The following is a 15,597-nucleotide window of genomic DNA, read 5'->3' as shown; positions in this document are numbered from 1 at the left end:
TGAAGGCGCGTCCGTGACGGGCCAGGCTAGGTTATTGAACGGGACGGGAAGGGGGCAGGGCCTGGGTATGCACAGGGTAGTGCTGTTTACGCCGGTCTGCGAAGAAGCATTCTAGGGTACGCCTGACCGTCATGAAAGCCAGGTCATCCCATGGAATGTCGGCTTCGTCGAACAATTGCACCTCCAGGCTCTCGACACCGGCGGCAAAGCCGCCCTCGGCGAGTTCGCCACGGTAGAACACGTGCACCTGGTTGATGTGCGGCACGTCGATGAGCATGTACAACTGCAACTCGTGCAGGCTGGCGCAGGCTTCCTCGACCGTCTCGCGGCGGGCGGCCTGCTCGATGGTCTCGCCGTTCTCCATGAACCCGGCTGGCAGGGTCCAGTAGCCGTGCCGGGGTTCGATGGCGCGACGGCACAGCAGCACCTGGTCGCCCACGGTGACCAGGCAGCCGGCCACGATATTGGGGTTCTGGTAATGAATGGTGTGGCAGTGGTCGCACACGTAGCGCAGGCGGCTGTCGCCTTCGGGAATGCGCAAGGCCACGGGTTGGCCGCAATGACTGCAGAAATTCATATGGGGTATTCGATCGCTGGATGCAGGCGTCCATCTTGGCCTTTCGCATGGGCAGTCAGCAAGTTCTGCGCGGCGTGCAGACGCAGCGTTGGCCGACAGGGGCTTGGGCGTGCCGCCGCTTTGGTGCATGATGCCAAGGTTGTCGCCGCTTGATTCCAGGCCGGTCCGGCTCCGGGCCGGTGTCGCTTAACTGATCGGGATTTTCCATGCTGGATGAGCTACTTCGCCGCGTAAGCAGTCATGTGCCAGGTGTTCTGGAGACGGATCAGCGCTTTCCGGAAGCCGCCGTGCTGTTGCCGGTCACCCGCAGTGACGAGCCGGAACTGGTGCTGACCCTGCGCGCCAGCGGCTTGTCCACCCACGGCGGCGAAGTGGCGTTTCCCGGCGGGCGCCGCGACCCCGAAGACCCCGACCTGACCTTCACCGCCCTGCGCGAGGCCGAAGAAGAGATCGGCCTGCCACCGGGCCTGGTCGAGGTGGTCGGGCCGTTGAGCCCGGTGGTGTCGCGCTACGGCATCAAGGTCACTCCCTACGTGGGGATCATTCCCGATTTCGTCGAGTACCGGCCCAATGATGCCGAGATCGCCGCGGTTTTCAGTGTGCCGCTGGAGTTCTTCCGCAAAGACGTACGCGAACACACCCACCGTATCGACTACGAGGGTCGCAGTTGGTACGTGCCCAGCTATCGTTATGGCGAGTACAAGATCTGGGGCCTGACCGCGCTGATGATCGTCGAGCTGATGAACGTGCTCTACGACGCCAACATCGACCTGAGCCTGCCCCCGCGCCCCTACGACAAGAACGCCTGAGGACCCGCCATGAACTACCGCCTGGGCAATGCCCGTGTGCAGACCCACCCCGAAAGCTGGACCGCGCCCACTGCCACGCTGATCGGCAAGGTACGCCTGGAGAAGGGCGCCAGTGTCTGGTTCGGTGCCGTGCTGCGCGGCGACAACGAACTCATTCATATTGGCGAAGACAGCAACGTGCAGGACGGCACGGTGATGCACACTGACATGGGCTCGCCGCTGACCATCGGCAAGGGCGTGACCATCGGTCACAACGCCATGCTGCATGGCTGCACGGTGGACGACTACAGCCTCATCGGCATCAACGCGGTGATCCTCAACGGCGCGAAGATCGGCAAGCACTGCATCATCGGCGCCAATGCGCTGGTCGGCGAAGGCAAGGTGATTCCCGACGGTTCACTGGTGATGGGCACGCCGGGCAAGGTGGTGCGTGAACTCACCGACGCGCAGAAGAAGCTGCTCGAAGCCAGCGCCGCGCATTACGTCCACAACGCCCAGCGCTACGCCCGCGACCTGGCAGTGCAGGAAGACAATGACGACTGAACAGCCCCCTGAAAAACCCGTGCGCTCGCCGTGCGTGAGCATCTGTGCCCTGGACGAGGCCGACATCTGCACCGGCTGCCAACGCAGCGTGCAGGAAATCACCGGCTGGAGCCGCATGAGCAACGACGAACGCCGCGCCGTATTGGTTCTGTGCCATGAACGGGCCAAGGCACAAGGCGTGCTCTGGAGCCTCTGAAGGCTTTTCGCAGTAGGACCGGCGTTAGCCGCAATACTGGTCAGTTAGACCGTGGGAGCGAGCTTGCTCGCGAAGGCGGCGTCACGTTCACAGCAAATTCAGCAACTTTGCCCGCTTTTCGCGAGCAAGCTCGCTCCCACAAGCCGCAAAGCGCTTAATCGAACAGTATTGGCTTTGGCCGGAAAGCCTTTCGCGGCTGAAGCCGCCGCCTGAAAAGCTCGCCCAACCCGGGCCAATCAACGAAACACCATCTCCACCTGCGTACCCTGATCATTGCGCCATACCGGCGTGGCGCCCAGTTGCGCGGCGAAGCTGGCGATGATCTTCAGGCCCAGGCTGCGCGGGTCGGGGTGGCCGTCCGGGCCGGTGAAGCCTTTGCCGTTGTCGCTGATCACCAGGCGGTACCCCTCGGGTTGCACAGGCTGCAACGAGACCGTGATCAATCCCGGCTGGTCGTCGGGGAAGGCATGCTTGAGGGCGTTGGTCACCAGCTCGGCGACCAGCATCGACAGCGTCGTCAGGCGCGTCAGGTCCAGGCGTGCCTCGCTGGGTTCGACTTCGCAGTGCACTTGCGGGTTGTCGCTGATCTCCATCAAGTCTTCGCACAGCTCGGCCAGGCAGGCCGACACCGGCAGGTCGGCGCGGCTGGGGTCGTAGAGGCGCCGGTGAATACGCGAGATCCCCTGCAGGCGCTGCTGGGCGTCCTTGAGCACTTCCACCGGGTCTGCGCCTTTGCGGATGTTCTGCTTGCCCAGGTACAGGATGCTGGAGATGAACTGCATGTTGTTGGCCACGCGGTGCTGCAGCTCGGCGAACATCACGTTCTGCCGCTCGTACAGCTCGCGGATCACCCGCTGTTCGCGAAGCAGACGGGTGCCGGTGCTGTGCATGAAGTGGATCAGCAGGATATCGACGGCGACGATGAAGGCGAAGAACGCCAGGGCCAGCAGCGCTCCGCCACTCAGGCTGAACGGCTGCCCGGGGGTGATCAGCCAGTACCAGGCGGCCAGCCCGGACAACACCGCACACAACGCACTGGGCAGGGTGCCGCAGAAGAATGCGGTAAGAATCACCGCCGGGAAGAAGGTCAGGTAGGGAAAGCCCTGCGGCAGTTCTTCCATCAGTTCGAGCCGGGCGAACAGGCTGAGGATGAACATGATCACGCTCACGCTGTAGGCCAGCCGCGGACGGGCGCGCAGTGCGTTGGACAACGCCATTGTCCGTTGCAGGAGAGGGAAGTGCTCAGCCAAGGGAACCCCGAGTCAGGTAATGGAGACCGGTGAAGCGGTGAGTGTCGCGCCGGGCCCGGAACGGTCCCATGCTGATCCCTCAGCAGCCCGGCATCCTATATCAGCCGCAAGGCCAGCAGCTACGGTTTTGTGGCGCCTGTTGTCTGGCAGGTGCGTCACAGCCCGGGGGGCAGGGCAAAAAGGTCGCGGGGTGGCCGGTCTCGCGGGCTGATTGCAAGATGCCTCTCTTTCTCTTGAAGGACTTTTCCGAGAGAATCCCGGCCGCTTGCGCCCATGGACCCTGCTGACTAGGCTGCCTGCCGTCGCTGACAAAGCGGCAGGGCTTGGCCGCCCGGTTCACCATCATAGGCGCAGCACGCCAGCAAACTTCTTCGTGGGGTAACCCTCGCGACGATGCTCCATGGCAGCTGCGCAAGGGACACCTTCGGGTGTGCCGGAGTGCCTATGATCCGGTCGGCCAACCCTTGTGCAGTTGCCACCCATTCGCTTGGCCGCGAACGGTGGCGCTTTCATGAGCGCATAGGAGTTGTACCGATGACCAAGAAACTCGTCCCCGATCCGCCATTCCCCGTTCCGGTTCCCGAACACCTCATCACCGCCTTCGAGACCCAGCTCTGCGAGCTGTACGATGTGCTGCGTTGCGCCACCGCCACGGCCTACGAGTGCGGTGACAACCTGCAAGGCCAGGCCCGCGACCTGGCCATGAGCACCATGCACCTGGTCATCCAGGCACGTCAGCTGGCACACCACTTGATCGACCAGCTGCAGCCGTTGTCTGCCGGTGAGGTGAGTCAGCACTGAGCCCGGTTCTGGCTGGCAGGCTTGAGCCGCGAAAGGGTCAGCACAGCCCCTGCATCTGCTGTGAACATGACGCCGCCTCGTGGCTCAAGCCGCTTACTCGGCCAGCGCCTGGCGACTGCGGTCCTGGTCCGCCAGGCCGTTGCACTGCCAGCGCCAGGCATCGGCGAGCATGCGCTCCAGGCAATGCCGGGCGCGCCATTGCAGTTGCCGGGCGGCCTTGCTCGGGTCGGCCCAGCAACGCGCGATATCGCCCTGGCGGCGCGCCTCGAAGACCCGCGCAATGCGCACGCCGGTGACCTGTTCGAAGGCCGCTACCACCTCCAGCACCGAATGACCGTGACCGGTGCCCATGTTCCACAGGTGCACGCCGTTATGGGCCAGCAGGTAGCGCAGCGCATGGCAGTGCCCGGCAGCCAGGTCCGCCACATGCACGTAGTCGCGTACCCCGGTGCCGTCCGGGGTCGGGTAGTCGTGGCCGAAAATGCGCAGCACCGCGCGCTCGCCGCTGGCCACCTGCAGCAGGTAGGGCAGCAGATTGTTCGGCGTATGGCTGGGGCGTTCGCCCAGCAGCCCGGAAGCATGCGCGCCAATCGGGTTGAAATAACGCAGCAGGGCCACCGACCAGCGGGGGTCGGCGGCGGCCATGCTGGTGATTACCTGTTCGGCCATCAGCTTGGATTGCCCATAGGGGCTGGCCGGCAGGCCGGTGGGGCAGCTTTCGGCGATGGGCATGTGCTCGCACTGGCCATATACCGTGGCCGAAGAACTGAACACCAGCTTGAACACCCCGGCGTCGGCCATGGCCTGGAACAGCGTGAGGCTGCCACTGACATTGGTGTCGAAGTAGCGCAGCGGCTCGCGCACGCTCTCGGCCACTGCCTTGAGCCCGGCGCAGTGGATGACCGCCGTGATGCGGTGGCGGCGCAGCAGGTTGTCCAGCACCGGGCGGTTGCGCACGTCGGCGCGGATGAAGCGCGGTGCCTGCCCGCTCAGCCGGGCGATGCGCGCCAGCACGTCGGGTGAGCTGTTGCTCAGGTTGTCGAGCAGCAGCACCTCGTGGTTAAGCGCCAACAGCTCCACGGCGATGTGCGCGCCAATGTAGCCGGTACCCCCTGTGACCAGAATCATCCGTGAGCCCTCCCGGTGGGCCGTGCCGGCGGCACGGCCAGCGTGCGCATCCGGGAAGCGGGCTCGGATAGCGGATCATTCTCTTCAGGGTGCCGGGGTGGCGCTGGAGTTCAGGGCCAGGGGGCCAGCGGCGGCGGCCCTTCATCGGCTGGCGACGAAAGGGCTGAACGGCAGGCGCGGAGGGGCCTCCAAACAGGCACAAGGCGGAGTGTCAGTGGTCCCGGTCCTTGCTTGGCCAGCCGCAGAGCGCCGGGACCCTCAAGGTGCCGGTCGTTCGACCCAACCCTGACAGGAGCGCCTCCATGAAGCCTGAGCGACAGCCCGGACAGTCCCCGTTGACCCCCTTGCCACCCAGCTCGGCGCGGCCGCTGCTGCTGTGCTTTTCGCACCTGCGCTGGAATTTCGTCTGGCAGCGCCCGCAGCAACTGATGTCGCGTCTGGCGCGTGACTACGACGTGGCGTTCTTCGAAGAACCGCTGTTCGAAGAACGTCCGGACGCCGTGCTGGATACCCAGACGGTGGCCGAGGGGGTGACGGTGCTGCTGCCACGGCTGCCGGCCGGGCTGGATGAAGCTCAGGTGGCCGATGCCCAGCGCCAGTTGCTCGATACCTGGCTGGCGCCGCAGTCGCTGACCTCGCTGCTGCTGTGGTACTTCACGCCGATGAGCATGACCTTCAGCGCGCACCTGCAAGGGCAGATGGTGATCTTCGATTGCATGGACGAGCTGTCGGCGTTTCGCCATGCACCGGCGCGCCTGACGGAGCTGGAGCACGAACTGCTGGCCCGCGCCGACGTGGTGTTCGCCGGCGGCTACAGCCTGTGGAAGTCCCGCACCCAGCGTCACGGCAACGTGCACCTGTTGCCCAGCGGCGTGGATATCGCGCACTTCGCCAAGGCCCGTGAGGCGCAGCCCGAGCCGCCGGATCAGGCGGGCATCGGCCGGCCACGCCTGGGGTACTTCGGTGTCATCGACGAGCGGCTCGACCTGGCCTTGCTCGAAGCGCTGGCCCGCCAGCGACCGGCCTGGCAGATCGTGCTGATCGGTCCGGTGGTGAAGATCGACCCGGCCACGCTGCCGCGCCTGGCCAACCTGCATTACCTGGGGGCGCGGCCCTACGCCGAGCTGCCGGCCTACCTGGCGGGCTGGGAGGTGGCGCTGATGCCCTTTGCCATGAATGAGTTGACGCGCTTCATCAGCCCGACCAAGGCCCCCGAGTACCTGGCCGGAGGCAGGCCGGTGGTGTCCACGCCCATTCATGACGTGCTCAACCGCTTCGATGGCAACGGCGCGGTACTGATCGGCGCCACGCCCGACGAATTCATTGCCGCCGCCGAAGCGGCCCTGCAGCTGGCCCGCGAGCCGTGGCAAGTGGTGGAGAAGGTCGACAGCCTGATCAAGAACATGTCGTGGGACAGCACCTGCGAGCTGATCAGGGAGCAGATCGAATGCCAGCGCTGAACTTGCCCCAGGCCTTGGGCGCGCCAGCCTACGATTACCTGATCGTCGGCGCCGGCTTCGCTGGCAGCGTATTGGCCGAGCGCCTGGCCAGCCAGCTGGGCCGCCGTGTGCTGCTGCTCGACCGCCGTGAGCACATTGGCGGCAATGCCTACGACCACCTGGACGCTGCCGGTGTGCGCGTGCATCGCTATGGCCCGCACATCTTCCACACCAACGCCCCGCGTATCGTCGAATACCTGTCGCGCTTCACCGCCTGGCGGCCTTACGAGCATCGGGTGCTGGCGCAGGTGGACGGTCAGTTGCTGCCGATTCCGATCAACCTCACCACCCTCAACCGCCTCTACGGCCTAGCCATGGACCCGGCGCAGGCCGAGGTTTTCCTGGCGGCGCGCGCCGAGCCGGTCGATCCGATTCGCAGTGCCGAAGACGTGGTGGTCAGCCAGGTGGGCCGCGAGCTGTACGAGAAGTTCTTTCGCGGCTACACCCGCAAGCAATGGGGGCTGGACCCTGCCGAATTGGACAGGTCCGTCACCGCCCGTGTACCGACCCGCACCAGCGACGACGATCGCTATTTCACCGACAGCTTCCAGATGATGCCGCTGCACGGCTATACGCGAATGTTCGAACGCATGCTCGACCAGCCGGGCATCGACCTGTTGCTGGGCACCGACTTTCGCCGCGTGCGCCATGCGCTGCGCTATCGCCAGCTGGTGTATTGCGGGCCGATCGACGAGTACTTCGAGCATTGTTACGGGCGCCTGCCCTACCGCTCGCTGCGTTTCGAACACCAGACGCTGGAACAGCCGTGGTACCAGCCGGTGGCGGTGGTCAACTACCCGGCCGCCGAGGTGCCCTGGACACGCATCACCGAATACAAGCACCTCACCGGCCAGCACCACGCCTGTACCAGCATCACTCGGGAATTCCCGTGCGCCGAGGGCGAGCCCTATTACCCGGTGCCGCGCCCGGAGAATGCCGAGCTGTACCGGCGCTACAAGGCTCTGGCAGAGCGCACCGCCAACGTCACCTTCCTGGGCCGCCTGGGCACCTACAAGTACTACAACATGGATCAGGTGGTCGGCCAGGCACTGGCACTGTTCCAGCGCATCGCCCGGCAGGCGGGCGTGCCGGTGAGCGGTTTCGATGAGCCAGGCTGAACCGGCATTGCCCGTGCAAGGAGGTCGCCACGTGCCAGGGCGTATCTTCAGCAGTTTCCTGATGGCCGGCTACGAATGCGCCGCGCACCGACGCGCCGACGGCCGACGCCTCGACCTGCTGGCGTCCACCGGGCATGCGGCCTGGGCCACGCAGGACTACCAGCAACTGGCCGCGCTGGGTATCCGCTGCGTGCGCGATGGCCTGCGCTGGCACCTGATCGAGCGCCAGTCCGGGCGCTACGACTGGCGCAGCCTGCGGCCGCAACTGCGCGCCGCCCAGGCCTGCGGCGTGCAGGTGATCTGGGACCTGTGCCACTACGGCTACCCCGACGGCCTGGACATCTGGCGCCCGGCGTTCGTCGAGCGCTTCGCACGCTACGCCGGGGCCGCCGCACGCTGGCTGCGCGAGGAGGGCATCGCGGCGCCGTTCTATACGCCGGTCAATGAAATCTCCTACTGGAGCTGGGCAGGCGGCGAGGTGGGGGGCATCAGGCCCGCTGCCCAGGGCCGTGGCGATGAACTCAAGCACCAGTTGGTGCGCGCCAGCATCGCGGCGATCGAGGCGATCCGCGAGGTCGACCCTGGCGCGCGCTTCATGCAGTGCGAGCCGCTGGTGAACGTGGTTTCTGCCTCTCGGCGTGCCGAGCGTGTCGCCGCCGCCGAAGCCTACCGCCAGGCGCAGTTCCAGGCCCTGGACATGCTTACCGGGCGCCGCTGGCCGGGGCTGGGCGGTCGTGAAGACTACCTGGATGTGCTGGGCGTCAATTACTACCCGGCGAACCAGTGGTATTTCCAAGGGCCGCGCATCTCGCCCGACAGCGCGGACTTCCGCCCGCTGGTGGGCATGCTCAGTGAGGTGTACCAGCGTTACCAGCGCCCGCTGTTGCTCTCGGAAACCGGCACCGAGGGCGAGCAGCGGGTGCCCTGGCTGAACTACATCGTCGACCAGCTGCAGCTTGCCCTGGCCCGTGGCGTGCCGGTCGAGGGGCTGTGCTGGTATCCGTTTCTCGACTACCCCGGTTGGGACAACGACCGCTATTGCGCCGCCGGGCTGTTCGGTTACCCCGATGCCCAAGGCCGGCGACCGGTGCACCGCCCGTTGCAAGTGGCGATGCAGGCTGCTGCGGCGCGTTTTGCCCCGGCAACGGGCCGAGACCATGATGAACACTGAACCCCGTGCGTTGCCGGGCCGCGCCCTGGCCTTCCTGTGGCGTTACGTGTGGCGACGTGCCGGGGCGTTCGGCAGCCTGTTGCTGCTGATCGTTGGCGCGTCCGGCTGCGCAGTGGCGGTGCAATACGCCATGAAGCTGCTGGTGGACGGCATGGCCGCCGGCGGTTCGGGCAGTGCGCACATCTGGCAGCCGTTCAGCCTGTTCATCGCGCTGATCGTGTTGGAGAACCTGCTCTGGCGCCTGGGTGGCTACCTGGGTTGCCGCACGGTGGTGGCCACCTGTGCCGACCTGCGTGTCGACCTGTTCCACCACCTGACCGGCCACGCCATGGGCTACTTCAGCGGGCACTTCGCCGGCGCCCTGGCCAACCGCATCGCCTCGGCCGGCGGTGTGGCCGGGTACCTGTACGCCGGCCTGGCGTGGAAGATCATTCCGCCCTGCGTGGACTTCCTCGGTGCGGTGATCGTGCTGTTCAGCGTGCAGTTGTCCATGGGCCTCGGCCTGCTGGGCAGCGTGCTGCTGGTGGCCTGGGTCATCACCCTGATGGGCTTGCGCGGGCGTACCCTGCACATGGCGTTCGCCACCCAGGCCGCACAGGTGAGCGGTGAGATCGTCGATCAGGTGAACAATGTCTGGACGATCAAGGCGTTCTCGGCCAGGGAGCGCGAGCGCAGTCGCCTGGAGCGCGCCATCGGCATCGAAGCACGGGCTCAGCGGCGCAGCTGGCTGCACCTGGAAAAGGTCCGCGCGGTGCACGACCTGTGCATGACTCTGATGGCCGGCGCCATGCTCGGCTGGGCGCTGTGGCAGTGGCAACTGGGACGCGTCAGTCCCGGCGACGTGGTGATGGTCAGTGCGCTGACCTTTCGCATCCTGCATGGCTCGCGGGACCTGGCCCTGGCGCTGGTGGACAGCTCGCAGCAACTGGGGGTGATTGCCGAAACCCTGGCGATCATCGCCCGACCCCATGCCTTGCACGACAGCGGCCAGCAGATGGCCGGCGGGCGCGGCAGTATCCGCCTGGTGGATGTCAGCTACCGGCACGCCGACGGTCGCCCGGCCTTCGAGCATCTGTTCCTGGACATTCCGGCAGGGCAGAAGGTGGGTATCGTCGGCCCCTCCGGCAGCGGCAAGTCGACACTGATCAACCTGTTGCAGCGCCTGGACGACGTCAGTGCCGGGGCGATTCTCATCGACGACCGTGATCTGCGTTCGGTCAGCCAGGACAGCCTGCGTCGGCAGATCGCCGTGGTGCCCCAGGAACCGGCGCTGTTCAATCGCAGCATCGAAGAGAACATCGGCTATGGCCAGCCCCACGCCACCGCCCAGCAGATCGCCGAAGCGGCGCGGCATGCCTGTTGCGAGACGTTCATCGCGGCGCTGCCACAGGGCATGCAGACCCGCGTGGGTGAGCGCGGGGTGCTGCTCTCCGGCGGCCAGCGCCAGCGTCTGGGGTTGGCTCGGGCATTCCTGAAGAATGCGCCGATCCTGATCCTCGACGAGGCGACTTCGGCGCTGGATTCGGAGTCCGAAGCGATGGTGCAACTGGCCCTGCAACGGCTGATGCAGGGCCGTACCGTACTGGCCGTGGCGCACCGCCTGTCGACCCTGGCCGGCTTCGACCGCATTCTGGTGCTGCAGGACGGCCGCGTGATCGAAGACGGCCCCCCGGAGGCACTGCATCGTCGCCACGGGCGCTTTCGCATGCTGTGCCAGGCGCAGGGAATGGAGCAGGCGATCTTTCGCGCCGGGTGAGGCGGGCATGCAGCCCGCTAGGCGCAGCCGCGAAAATCCGCGCTGAAGCCAGTAATGGTCAGTCAAGCGCCCCCTGCTTTTGTTGGAGCGAGCTTGCTCGCGAACAGGTCGGCAAAACCCATGTATTTGTTGTGAACGTGACGCAGTCATCGCGAGCAAGCTCGCTCCAACGGTTTAAGGCGACCCCGCTTGGCGGCTCAAGCCAATACCGTTCGGTTGAGCGGGTGTGGCCCGGTGGGAGCGGCTTTAGCCGCGAAAGCACCAGGAAATTCACTGCATCTGTTGTGCACAGGCGGTCGCTTCGCGGCTGAAGCCGCTGCTACCCGGTCTGACTGAGCCGTATTGCGGCTGAAGCCTGCTACCGGATCACCCCAGCCGCTGTCTGCAGTTCCACTCATTCAGCCTTTATTAAGGCCTCTTCAGACTTCCTTAAGACTCGCTGCTGATACTCGCCCCACACATTGCTCTGGGGGTGCCCCGATGCCCGCTGTCGATTGGAATCTTGCAAGTCCCCTGTGGTTCGGCCACGGCAGCAGCGCGTCCCTGGCCCTGGAACGGCAATTGGTCGGCGAGCCGCAGCGTGCTGCGCTGGAAACCTTCATCCAGCAGCGTTTCTTCGAAGCCCACGGCGCCGAGGTACGGCAGTTCATGCCCGAACTCTGGGGCCTGCGCGGGCCGGACGGTGAACTGTGCGCCGCCGCCGGGGTGCGTCTGGCGGCCGAGCAGCGGCTGTTCCTGGAGCAATACCTGGATGCGCCCATCGAGCAACTGGTCGGTGAACGCAGCGGCCTCCAGCCTGATCGCCAACAGATCGTCGAAGTCGGCAACCTGGCCGCCTGCAGCCTGGGCAGTGCACGGCTGAGCATCATCACCGTGACCTGGCTGCTGGCCGTGCGCGGCCTGCAATGGGTGACCTTCACCGGCAACACCGCGCTGGTGAACAGCTTCCGCCGCCTGGGCCTGCGTCCGGTGACCCTGTGCACTGCCGACCCACAGCGCCTGGGTGAACAACGCCATGAATGGGGCCGCTACTACGACACCCAGCCCAGCGTACACATCGGCGACATCCGCGCCGGCTTTGACCACCTCAGCCAATCGGGCCTGTTCGACCGTTACGGTCTGCCCCTGACCTTGGAGCCTCATTGTCATGTCGCCTGAACTGCATGCCTTTCAACAGCGCCTGGCGCTACACGCTGTCGAGCGTCCGCTGGTTACCGCCCTGTGGGGTGACGAGCGCAGCGTCGACTACGCCAGCCTGCAAGCCGAAATCGACCTGCGCCGTGAGTGGCTGCGTGATGTACAGGCAAGTTCGCTGGGCCTGGCACTGGCCGACGCCACCAACACCCTGCTGTGGGACCTGGCCGCGCTGTTCGAAGAGATTCCCTGCATTCTTTTGCCGCCGTTCTTCACCGCAGCGCAGCGCCGTCACTGCCTGGAACAGAGCCAGGTGTACACCGTGCTTGCCGACCTGGCGCATGACGCCGAACTGGAAGCCATCGGCTATCACCGCGCCGGCCTGTTCTGGTTCCGCGAGCGGGCGCACACGTCGCTGCCGCCCGGTACTGCCAAGCTGACTTACACCTCCGGCTCGACCGGCACGCCCAAAGGCGTGTGCCTGAGCGCGGCCGGCATCCTCGGCGTGACCCAGGCGCTGGCGGCCGCCACCCAGGCCAGTGGTGCCAGCCATCAGATGGCCTTGCTGCCCCTGGCCGTGCTGCTGGAAAACGTCGGCTGCTACGCGGCGCTGTGGCTGGGCGCGACCGTTAGCCTGCCTTCGCAGCAGCGCCTGGGCCTGCAGGGCGCTTCGAGCCTGGACCTGCAGGCGCTGCTGGCCATCCTGGCCGAGCGCCGCCCGGACAGCCTGATTCTGGTGCCGCAACTGCTGCAGGTGCTGGTTGGCGCTGCCGAGCAGGGCTATCTGGCGCCAGGCTGGTTCCGTTTTCTGGCGGTGGGTGGTGCCCGGGTCAGCACGCCGTTGCTCAAGCGCGCCCTCGCCCTGGGCCTGCCAGTGCATGAAGGCTATGGCTTGTCCGAATGCGCCTCGGTGGTATCGCTCAACCGCCCCGGTCTGCAACGGCCGGGCAGTGTCGGCAAGCCGCTGCCCCACGTGCAGGTACGCCTGGCCGACGACGGCGAAGTGCTGGTCAGCAGCAATGCGATGCTCGGCTACCTGGGCGACCCCTCGGCCGTGCCGGTGTGGTGGCCGACCGGCGACCTCGGCCAGTTCGACGAGGACGGCTACCTGTACCTACACGGTCGCAAGAAGAACCAGTTCATCACCAGCTACGGCCGCAACGTCAATCCGGAATGGATCGAGGCCGAGCTGACCCAGGGCGGTGTGATCGCCCAGGCCTTCGTGTACGGCGAGGCGCAACCGCGCAATCACGCCTTGCTGTGGCCGCTGAATCCGGCCAGCGCCGACACGCAGATCCAGGAGGCCGTGGAACGCGCCAACCAGGCCCTGCCGGGCTATGCCCAGGTGCATGCCTGGAGTCGCCTGGACCAGCCGTTCACTCCCGACAACGGGATGCTCACCAGCAACGGACGCCCGCGCCGCGACGCGATCATCGCGCATTACCAGCATTTGCTCATTGCCAACCCTGCCGCCGAGGACATCGCCTCATGAGTTTCTTCCAGCAACTGCAAGCCGCCACCGAGCAGGAGCGCCAGGCGCTCTTCAATCAGCCGATCATTCGCAAGGCGCTGGCCGGCGAGGTCACTCTGCCGAGCTACCAGGCGTTCCTGGCCCAGGCGTTCTACCACGTGCGGCATACCGTACCGCTGATGATGGCCTGCGGCGCGCGCCTGCCGACCCGCCTGGAGTGGCTGCGCGGCGCGGTGTGCGAGTACATCGAAGAGGAATACGGCCACGAGCAGTGGATTCTCAACGACCTGCGCGCCTGTGGCGCGGATGCCGACGCGGTACGCGATGGCACCCCGAGCCTGCCGATCGAACTGATGGTGGCGTTCCTTTACGACCAGGTCGCGCGTGGCAACCCGGTGGGGCTGTTCGGCATGGTCAACGTGCTGGAAGGCACCAGCATCGCCCTGGCCACCCACGCCGCCGGGGCGATCAAGACCCGTCTGGGCCTGCCGGAAACCGCGTTCAGCTACCTGCAGTCGCACGGCAGCCTGGACATCGGCCACATGGAGCATTTCCGCAAGCTGATGGACCGCCTCGACGACCCGGCCGACCAGCAGGCGGTGATCCATGCCTGCAAGGTGGTGTACCGCCTGTACGCCGCCATGTTCGAAACCTTGCCCGACGGTGATGCACTGTCGTCTGGAGACTGCCATGCAGCTGCATGATGCGCGGGTGATTCTGACCGGGGCCAGCGGTGGCATCGGTTTGCATATTGCGGCGGCGCTGTGCGCCGAGGGCGCCCGGGTGCTGGCGGTGTCGCGCAGCGGTGCGGCACTGGAGCCGCTGCTCAAGCTCTACCCGGAGCGCCTGCGGTGGCTGGAGGCCGACCTGGGCACTGCAGCCGGGCGCCAGCGGGTGCTGGCCGCCAGCCAGGGCATGGACGGTTTCAACCTGCTGATCAACGCCGCGGGCGTCAACCACTTCGCCATGCTCGAACAGCTGCCGGAAGCCGACATCGAGGCGATGCTGCAGATCAACCTGCTGGCGCCAATGCTGCTGACCCGCCAGCTGCTGCCGGGCCTCAAGCAGGCCGGCAGTGCGATGCTGGTGAATGTCGGCTCCACCTACGGATCGCTGGGCTATGCCGGTTATGCCGCGTACTGCGCCAGCAAGTTCGGTCTGCGCGGTTTCTCCGAGGCGCTGCGTCGCGAGCTGGCCGACTCCAATGTGCATGTGCTGTACGTGGCGCCACGGGCGACCCGCACCGGCATGAACAGCTCCGCCGCCCAAGCCCTGAATGCGGCGCTCAATACCCAGGTGGACGACCCGGTGCGGGTCGCCAGCGCAGTGGTGCATGCCATTGCCGGCGACCGCACCGAGCTGTACCTGGGCTGGCCGGAGCGCTTGTTCGTGCGCATCAACAACCTGCTGCCCGCGCTGATCGACCGCGGCCTGCGCAAACACCTGCCGCTGATCCGCCAGTTCAGTGCCCACGACCCACAAGGACCCCGCCAGCCATGAAATATCCCCTGATCGCCCTGGCCTGCCTGCTCAGCCTGCCGGCCTGGGCCCTCGACAACGCCGACCAGCAACGCCTGGCCGGTATCCAGCAACAGTGGGCGAAGATCCAGTACCAGACCCCCGAAGCGCAGCGCGCAGCCGCCTTCGAGCAATTGTCGCAACAGGCCGAAGGTTTCACCCGCGAGCGGCCCGCTGCTGCCGAGGCGTGGATCTGGTCGGGCATCGTGCATAGCAGCTGGGCCGGTGCCCAGGGCGGCCTGGGTGCGCTGAGCAAGGTCAAGCTGGCCCGCGAGGAACTGGAAAAGGCCATGGCCATCGACCCGCAGGCTCTGCAAGGCTCGGCCTACACCAGCCTGGCGGCGCTCTATGATCGGGTGCCGGGCTGGCCGGTGGGCTTCGGCGATGCCGACAAGGCCGACAAACTTTTGCAGCAGGCCCTCAAGATCAACCCGCAAGGCATCGATACCCTGTACTTCTGGGGTGATCATCTGTTCCGCCAGGGGCACTATGCTCAAGCCAGGGATGCGCTGAAGCAGGCCCTGCAGGCCGCACCGCGTCCGGGCCGGGAAGTGGCCGACGCCGGGCGGCGCCAGGAAATCCAGCAGTTGCTGGCAGACGTCGACAAGAAGTTGAACTAGTGGAGC

The 15,597-nt window shown here is 66.2% G+C and carries 16 protein-coding genes and 1 pseudogene; 14 read left to right on the top strand and 3 right to left on the bottom strand.

The features are described 5' to 3' along the window. Positions 1 to 31: 31 nt before the first annotated feature. Positions 32 to 577 carry an NUDIX hydrolase gene (locus tag QZ497_RS09805; protein WP_295473670.1) on the bottom strand — a complete coding sequence of 182 codons (546 nt, stop codon included), beginning with the start codon at positions 575 to 577 and terminating at the stop codon, positions 32 to 34. Positions 578 to 783: 206 nt separating this feature from the next. On the opposite strand from QZ497_RS09805, the gene QZ497_RS09800 reads away from it, so the two are divergent. From QZ497_RS09800 to QZ497_RS21860, 4 genes and pseudogenes are all read left to right on the top strand, one after another. Beyond that, a complete protein-coding gene (locus QZ497_RS09800; protein ID WP_295473668.1) occupies positions 784 to 1,386 on the top strand; it encodes a CoA pyrophosphatase in 603 nt (200 codons plus the stop codon). Between the two features lie 9 nt (positions 1,387 to 1,395). Continuing rightward, complete coding sequence (locus QZ497_RS09795; protein ID WP_295473665.1) at positions 1,396 to 1,929, top strand: gamma carbonic anhydrase family protein; 534 nt, start codon at positions 1,396 to 1,398, stop codon at positions 1,927 to 1,929. Continuing rightward, positions 1,919 to 2,080, top strand: a pseudogene (locus tag QZ497_RS09790) (DUF1289 domain-containing protein); the annotation flags it as partial. The gene QZ497_RS09795 and the pseudogene QZ497_RS09790, both read left to right, overlap by 11 nt. Before the next feature lie 4 nt (positions 2,081 to 2,084). Then, on the top strand, positions 2,085 to 2,141 hold the full coding sequence (locus tag QZ497_RS21860) for a hypothetical protein (protein ID WP_365355733.1): 57 nt from the start codon (positions 2,085 to 2,087) through the stop codon (positions 2,139 to 2,141). Positions 2,142 to 2,361: 220 nt separating this feature from the next. Here QZ497_RS21860 and QZ497_RS09785 read toward each other — a convergent pair whose 3' ends face one another. Beyond that, positions 2,362 to 3,336: a histidine kinase dimerization/phosphoacceptor domain -containing protein gene (locus QZ497_RS09785; RefSeq protein ID WP_295473659.1), complete on the bottom strand. Its 975-nt coding sequence runs from the start codon at positions 3,334 to 3,336 to the stop codon at positions 2,362 to 2,364. A gap of 573 nt (positions 3,337 to 3,909) precedes the next feature. On the opposite strand from QZ497_RS09785, the gene QZ497_RS09780 reads away from it, so the two are divergent. Further along, the gene (locus QZ497_RS09780) at positions 3,910 to 4,176 is read left to right on the top strand and encodes a DUF3077 domain-containing protein (protein WP_295473656.1); all 267 of its coding nucleotides are present in this window, start codon (positions 3,910 to 3,912) and stop codon (positions 4,174 to 4,176) included. Between the two features lie 93 nt (positions 4,177 to 4,269). On the opposite strand, the gene galE is transcribed toward QZ497_RS09780, so the two are convergent. Beyond that, positions 4,270 to 5,304 (bottom strand): UDP-glucose 4-epimerase GalE, encoded by a 1,035-nt coding sequence (gene galE / locus QZ497_RS09775; protein WP_295473653.1) that lies wholly within the window; start codon positions 5,302 to 5,304, stop codon positions 4,270 to 4,272. Positions 5,305 to 5,606: 302 nt separating this feature from the next. Here galE and QZ497_RS09770 point away from each other — a divergent pair, with 302 nt between their 5' ends. From QZ497_RS09770 to QZ497_RS09730, 9 genes are all read left to right on the top strand, one after another. Continuing rightward, entirely contained in the window at positions 5,607 to 6,764 is a 1,158-nt protein-coding gene (locus QZ497_RS09770; protein WP_295473650.1) for a glycosyltransferase, read from the top strand. Then, positions 6,752 to 7,921: a UDP-galactopyranose mutase gene (gene glf / locus QZ497_RS09765; RefSeq protein ID WP_295473648.1), complete on the top strand. Its 1,170-nt coding sequence runs from the start codon at positions 6,752 to 6,754 to the stop codon at positions 7,919 to 7,921. The genes QZ497_RS09770 and glf overlap by 13 nt, the downstream gene beginning before the upstream one ends. Beyond that, on the top strand, positions 7,908 to 9,092 hold the full coding sequence (locus tag QZ497_RS09760) for a beta-glucosidase (RefSeq protein WP_295473645.1): 1,185 nt from the start codon (positions 7,908 to 7,910) through the stop codon (positions 9,090 to 9,092). The genes glf and QZ497_RS09760 overlap by 14 nt, the downstream gene beginning before the upstream one ends. Next, a complete protein-coding gene (locus tag QZ497_RS09755) occupies positions 9,082 to 10,848 on the top strand; it encodes an ABC transporter ATP-binding protein (RefSeq protein WP_295473642.1) in 1,767 nt (588 codons plus the stop codon). Before QZ497_RS09760 ends, QZ497_RS09755 begins: the two co-directional genes overlap by 11 nt. A 480-nt stretch (positions 10,849 to 11,328) precedes the next feature. Then, complete coding sequence (locus QZ497_RS09750) at positions 11,329 to 12,006, top strand: thermostable hemolysin (protein WP_295473640.1); 678 nt, start codon at positions 11,329 to 11,331, stop codon at positions 12,004 to 12,006. Next, positions 11,996 to 13,474 carry an AMP-binding protein gene (locus tag QZ497_RS09745; RefSeq protein WP_295473638.1) on the top strand — a complete coding sequence of 493 codons (1,479 nt, stop codon included), beginning with the start codon at positions 11,996 to 11,998 and terminating at the stop codon, positions 13,472 to 13,474. Before QZ497_RS09750 ends, QZ497_RS09745 begins: the two co-directional genes overlap by 11 nt. Then, positions 13,471 to 14,157 carry an iron-containing redox enzyme family protein gene (locus QZ497_RS09740; RefSeq protein ID WP_295473636.1) on the top strand — a complete coding sequence of 229 codons (687 nt, stop codon included), beginning with the start codon at positions 13,471 to 13,473 and terminating at the stop codon, positions 14,155 to 14,157. Before QZ497_RS09745 ends, QZ497_RS09740 begins: the two co-directional genes overlap by 4 nt. Next, positions 14,144 to 14,953: an SDR family oxidoreductase gene (locus tag QZ497_RS09735; RefSeq protein WP_295473633.1), complete on the top strand. Its 810-nt coding sequence runs from the start codon at positions 14,144 to 14,146 to the stop codon at positions 14,951 to 14,953. The genes QZ497_RS09740 and QZ497_RS09735 overlap by 14 nt, the downstream gene beginning before the upstream one ends. Continuing rightward, positions 14,950 to 15,591, top strand: a complete 642-nt coding sequence (locus QZ497_RS09730; protein ID WP_295473631.1) for a tetratricopeptide repeat protein — start codon at positions 14,950 to 14,952, stop codon at positions 15,589 to 15,591. The genes QZ497_RS09735 and QZ497_RS09730 overlap by 4 nt, the downstream gene beginning before the upstream one ends. Positions 15,592 to 15,597: the final 6 nt, after the last annotated feature.

The sequence above is a fragment of the uncultured Pseudomonas sp. genome (assembly GCF_913777995.1).
In the GTDB taxonomy this organism is placed as follows: Bacteria; Pseudomonadota; Gammaproteobacteria; order Pseudomonadales; family Pseudomonadaceae; genus Aquipseudomonas.
This window is presented reverse-complemented; position numbering and strand designations above follow the sequence as displayed.

Bases quoted from the DNA above. Each gene is read 5' to 3' on its own strand.
- QZ497_RS09805 (WP_295473670.1), bottom strand. From the start codon at position 577: ATGAATTTCTGCAGTCATTGCGGCCAACCCGTGGCCTTGCGCATTCCC.
- QZ497_RS09800 (WP_295473668.1), top strand. From the start codon at position 784: ATGCTGGATGAGCTACTTCGCCGCGTAAGCAGTCATGTGCCAGGTGTT.
- QZ497_RS09795 (WP_295473665.1), top strand. From the start codon at position 1,396: ATGAACTACCGCCTGGGCAATGCCCGTGTGCAGACCCACCCCGAAAGC.
- QZ497_RS09780 (WP_295473656.1), top strand. From the start codon at position 3,910: ATGACCAAGAAACTCGTCCCCGATCCGCCATTCCCCGTTCCGGTTCCC.
- galE (WP_295473653.1), bottom strand. From the start codon at position 5,304: ATGATTCTGGTCACAGGGGGTACCGGCTACATTGGCGCGCACATCGCC.
- QZ497_RS09770 (WP_295473650.1), top strand. From the start codon at position 5,607: ATGAAGCCTGAGCGACAGCCCGGACAGTCCCCGTTGACCCCCTTGCCA.
- glf (WP_295473648.1), top strand. From the start codon at position 6,752: ATGCCAGCGCTGAACTTGCCCCAGGCCTTGGGCGCGCCAGCCTACGAT.
- QZ497_RS09760 (WP_295473645.1), top strand. From the start codon at position 7,908: ATGAGCCAGGCTGAACCGGCATTGCCCGTGCAAGGAGGTCGCCACGTG.
- QZ497_RS09755 (WP_295473642.1), top strand. From the start codon at position 9,082: ATGAACACTGAACCCCGTGCGTTGCCGGGCCGCGCCCTGGCCTTCCTG.
- QZ497_RS09750 (WP_295473640.1), top strand. From the start codon at position 11,329: ATGCCCGCTGTCGATTGGAATCTTGCAAGTCCCCTGTGGTTCGGCCAC.
- QZ497_RS09745 (WP_295473638.1), top strand. From the start codon at position 11,996: ATGTCGCCTGAACTGCATGCCTTTCAACAGCGCCTGGCGCTACACGCT.
- QZ497_RS09740 (WP_295473636.1), top strand. From the start codon at position 13,471: ATGAGTTTCTTCCAGCAACTGCAAGCCGCCACCGAGCAGGAGCGCCAG.
- QZ497_RS09735 (WP_295473633.1), top strand. From the start codon at position 14,144: ATGCAGCTGCATGATGCGCGGGTGATTCTGACCGGGGCCAGCGGTGGC.
- QZ497_RS09730 (WP_295473631.1), top strand. From the start codon at position 14,950: ATGAAATATCCCCTGATCGCCCTGGCCTGCCTGCTCAGCCTGCCGGCC.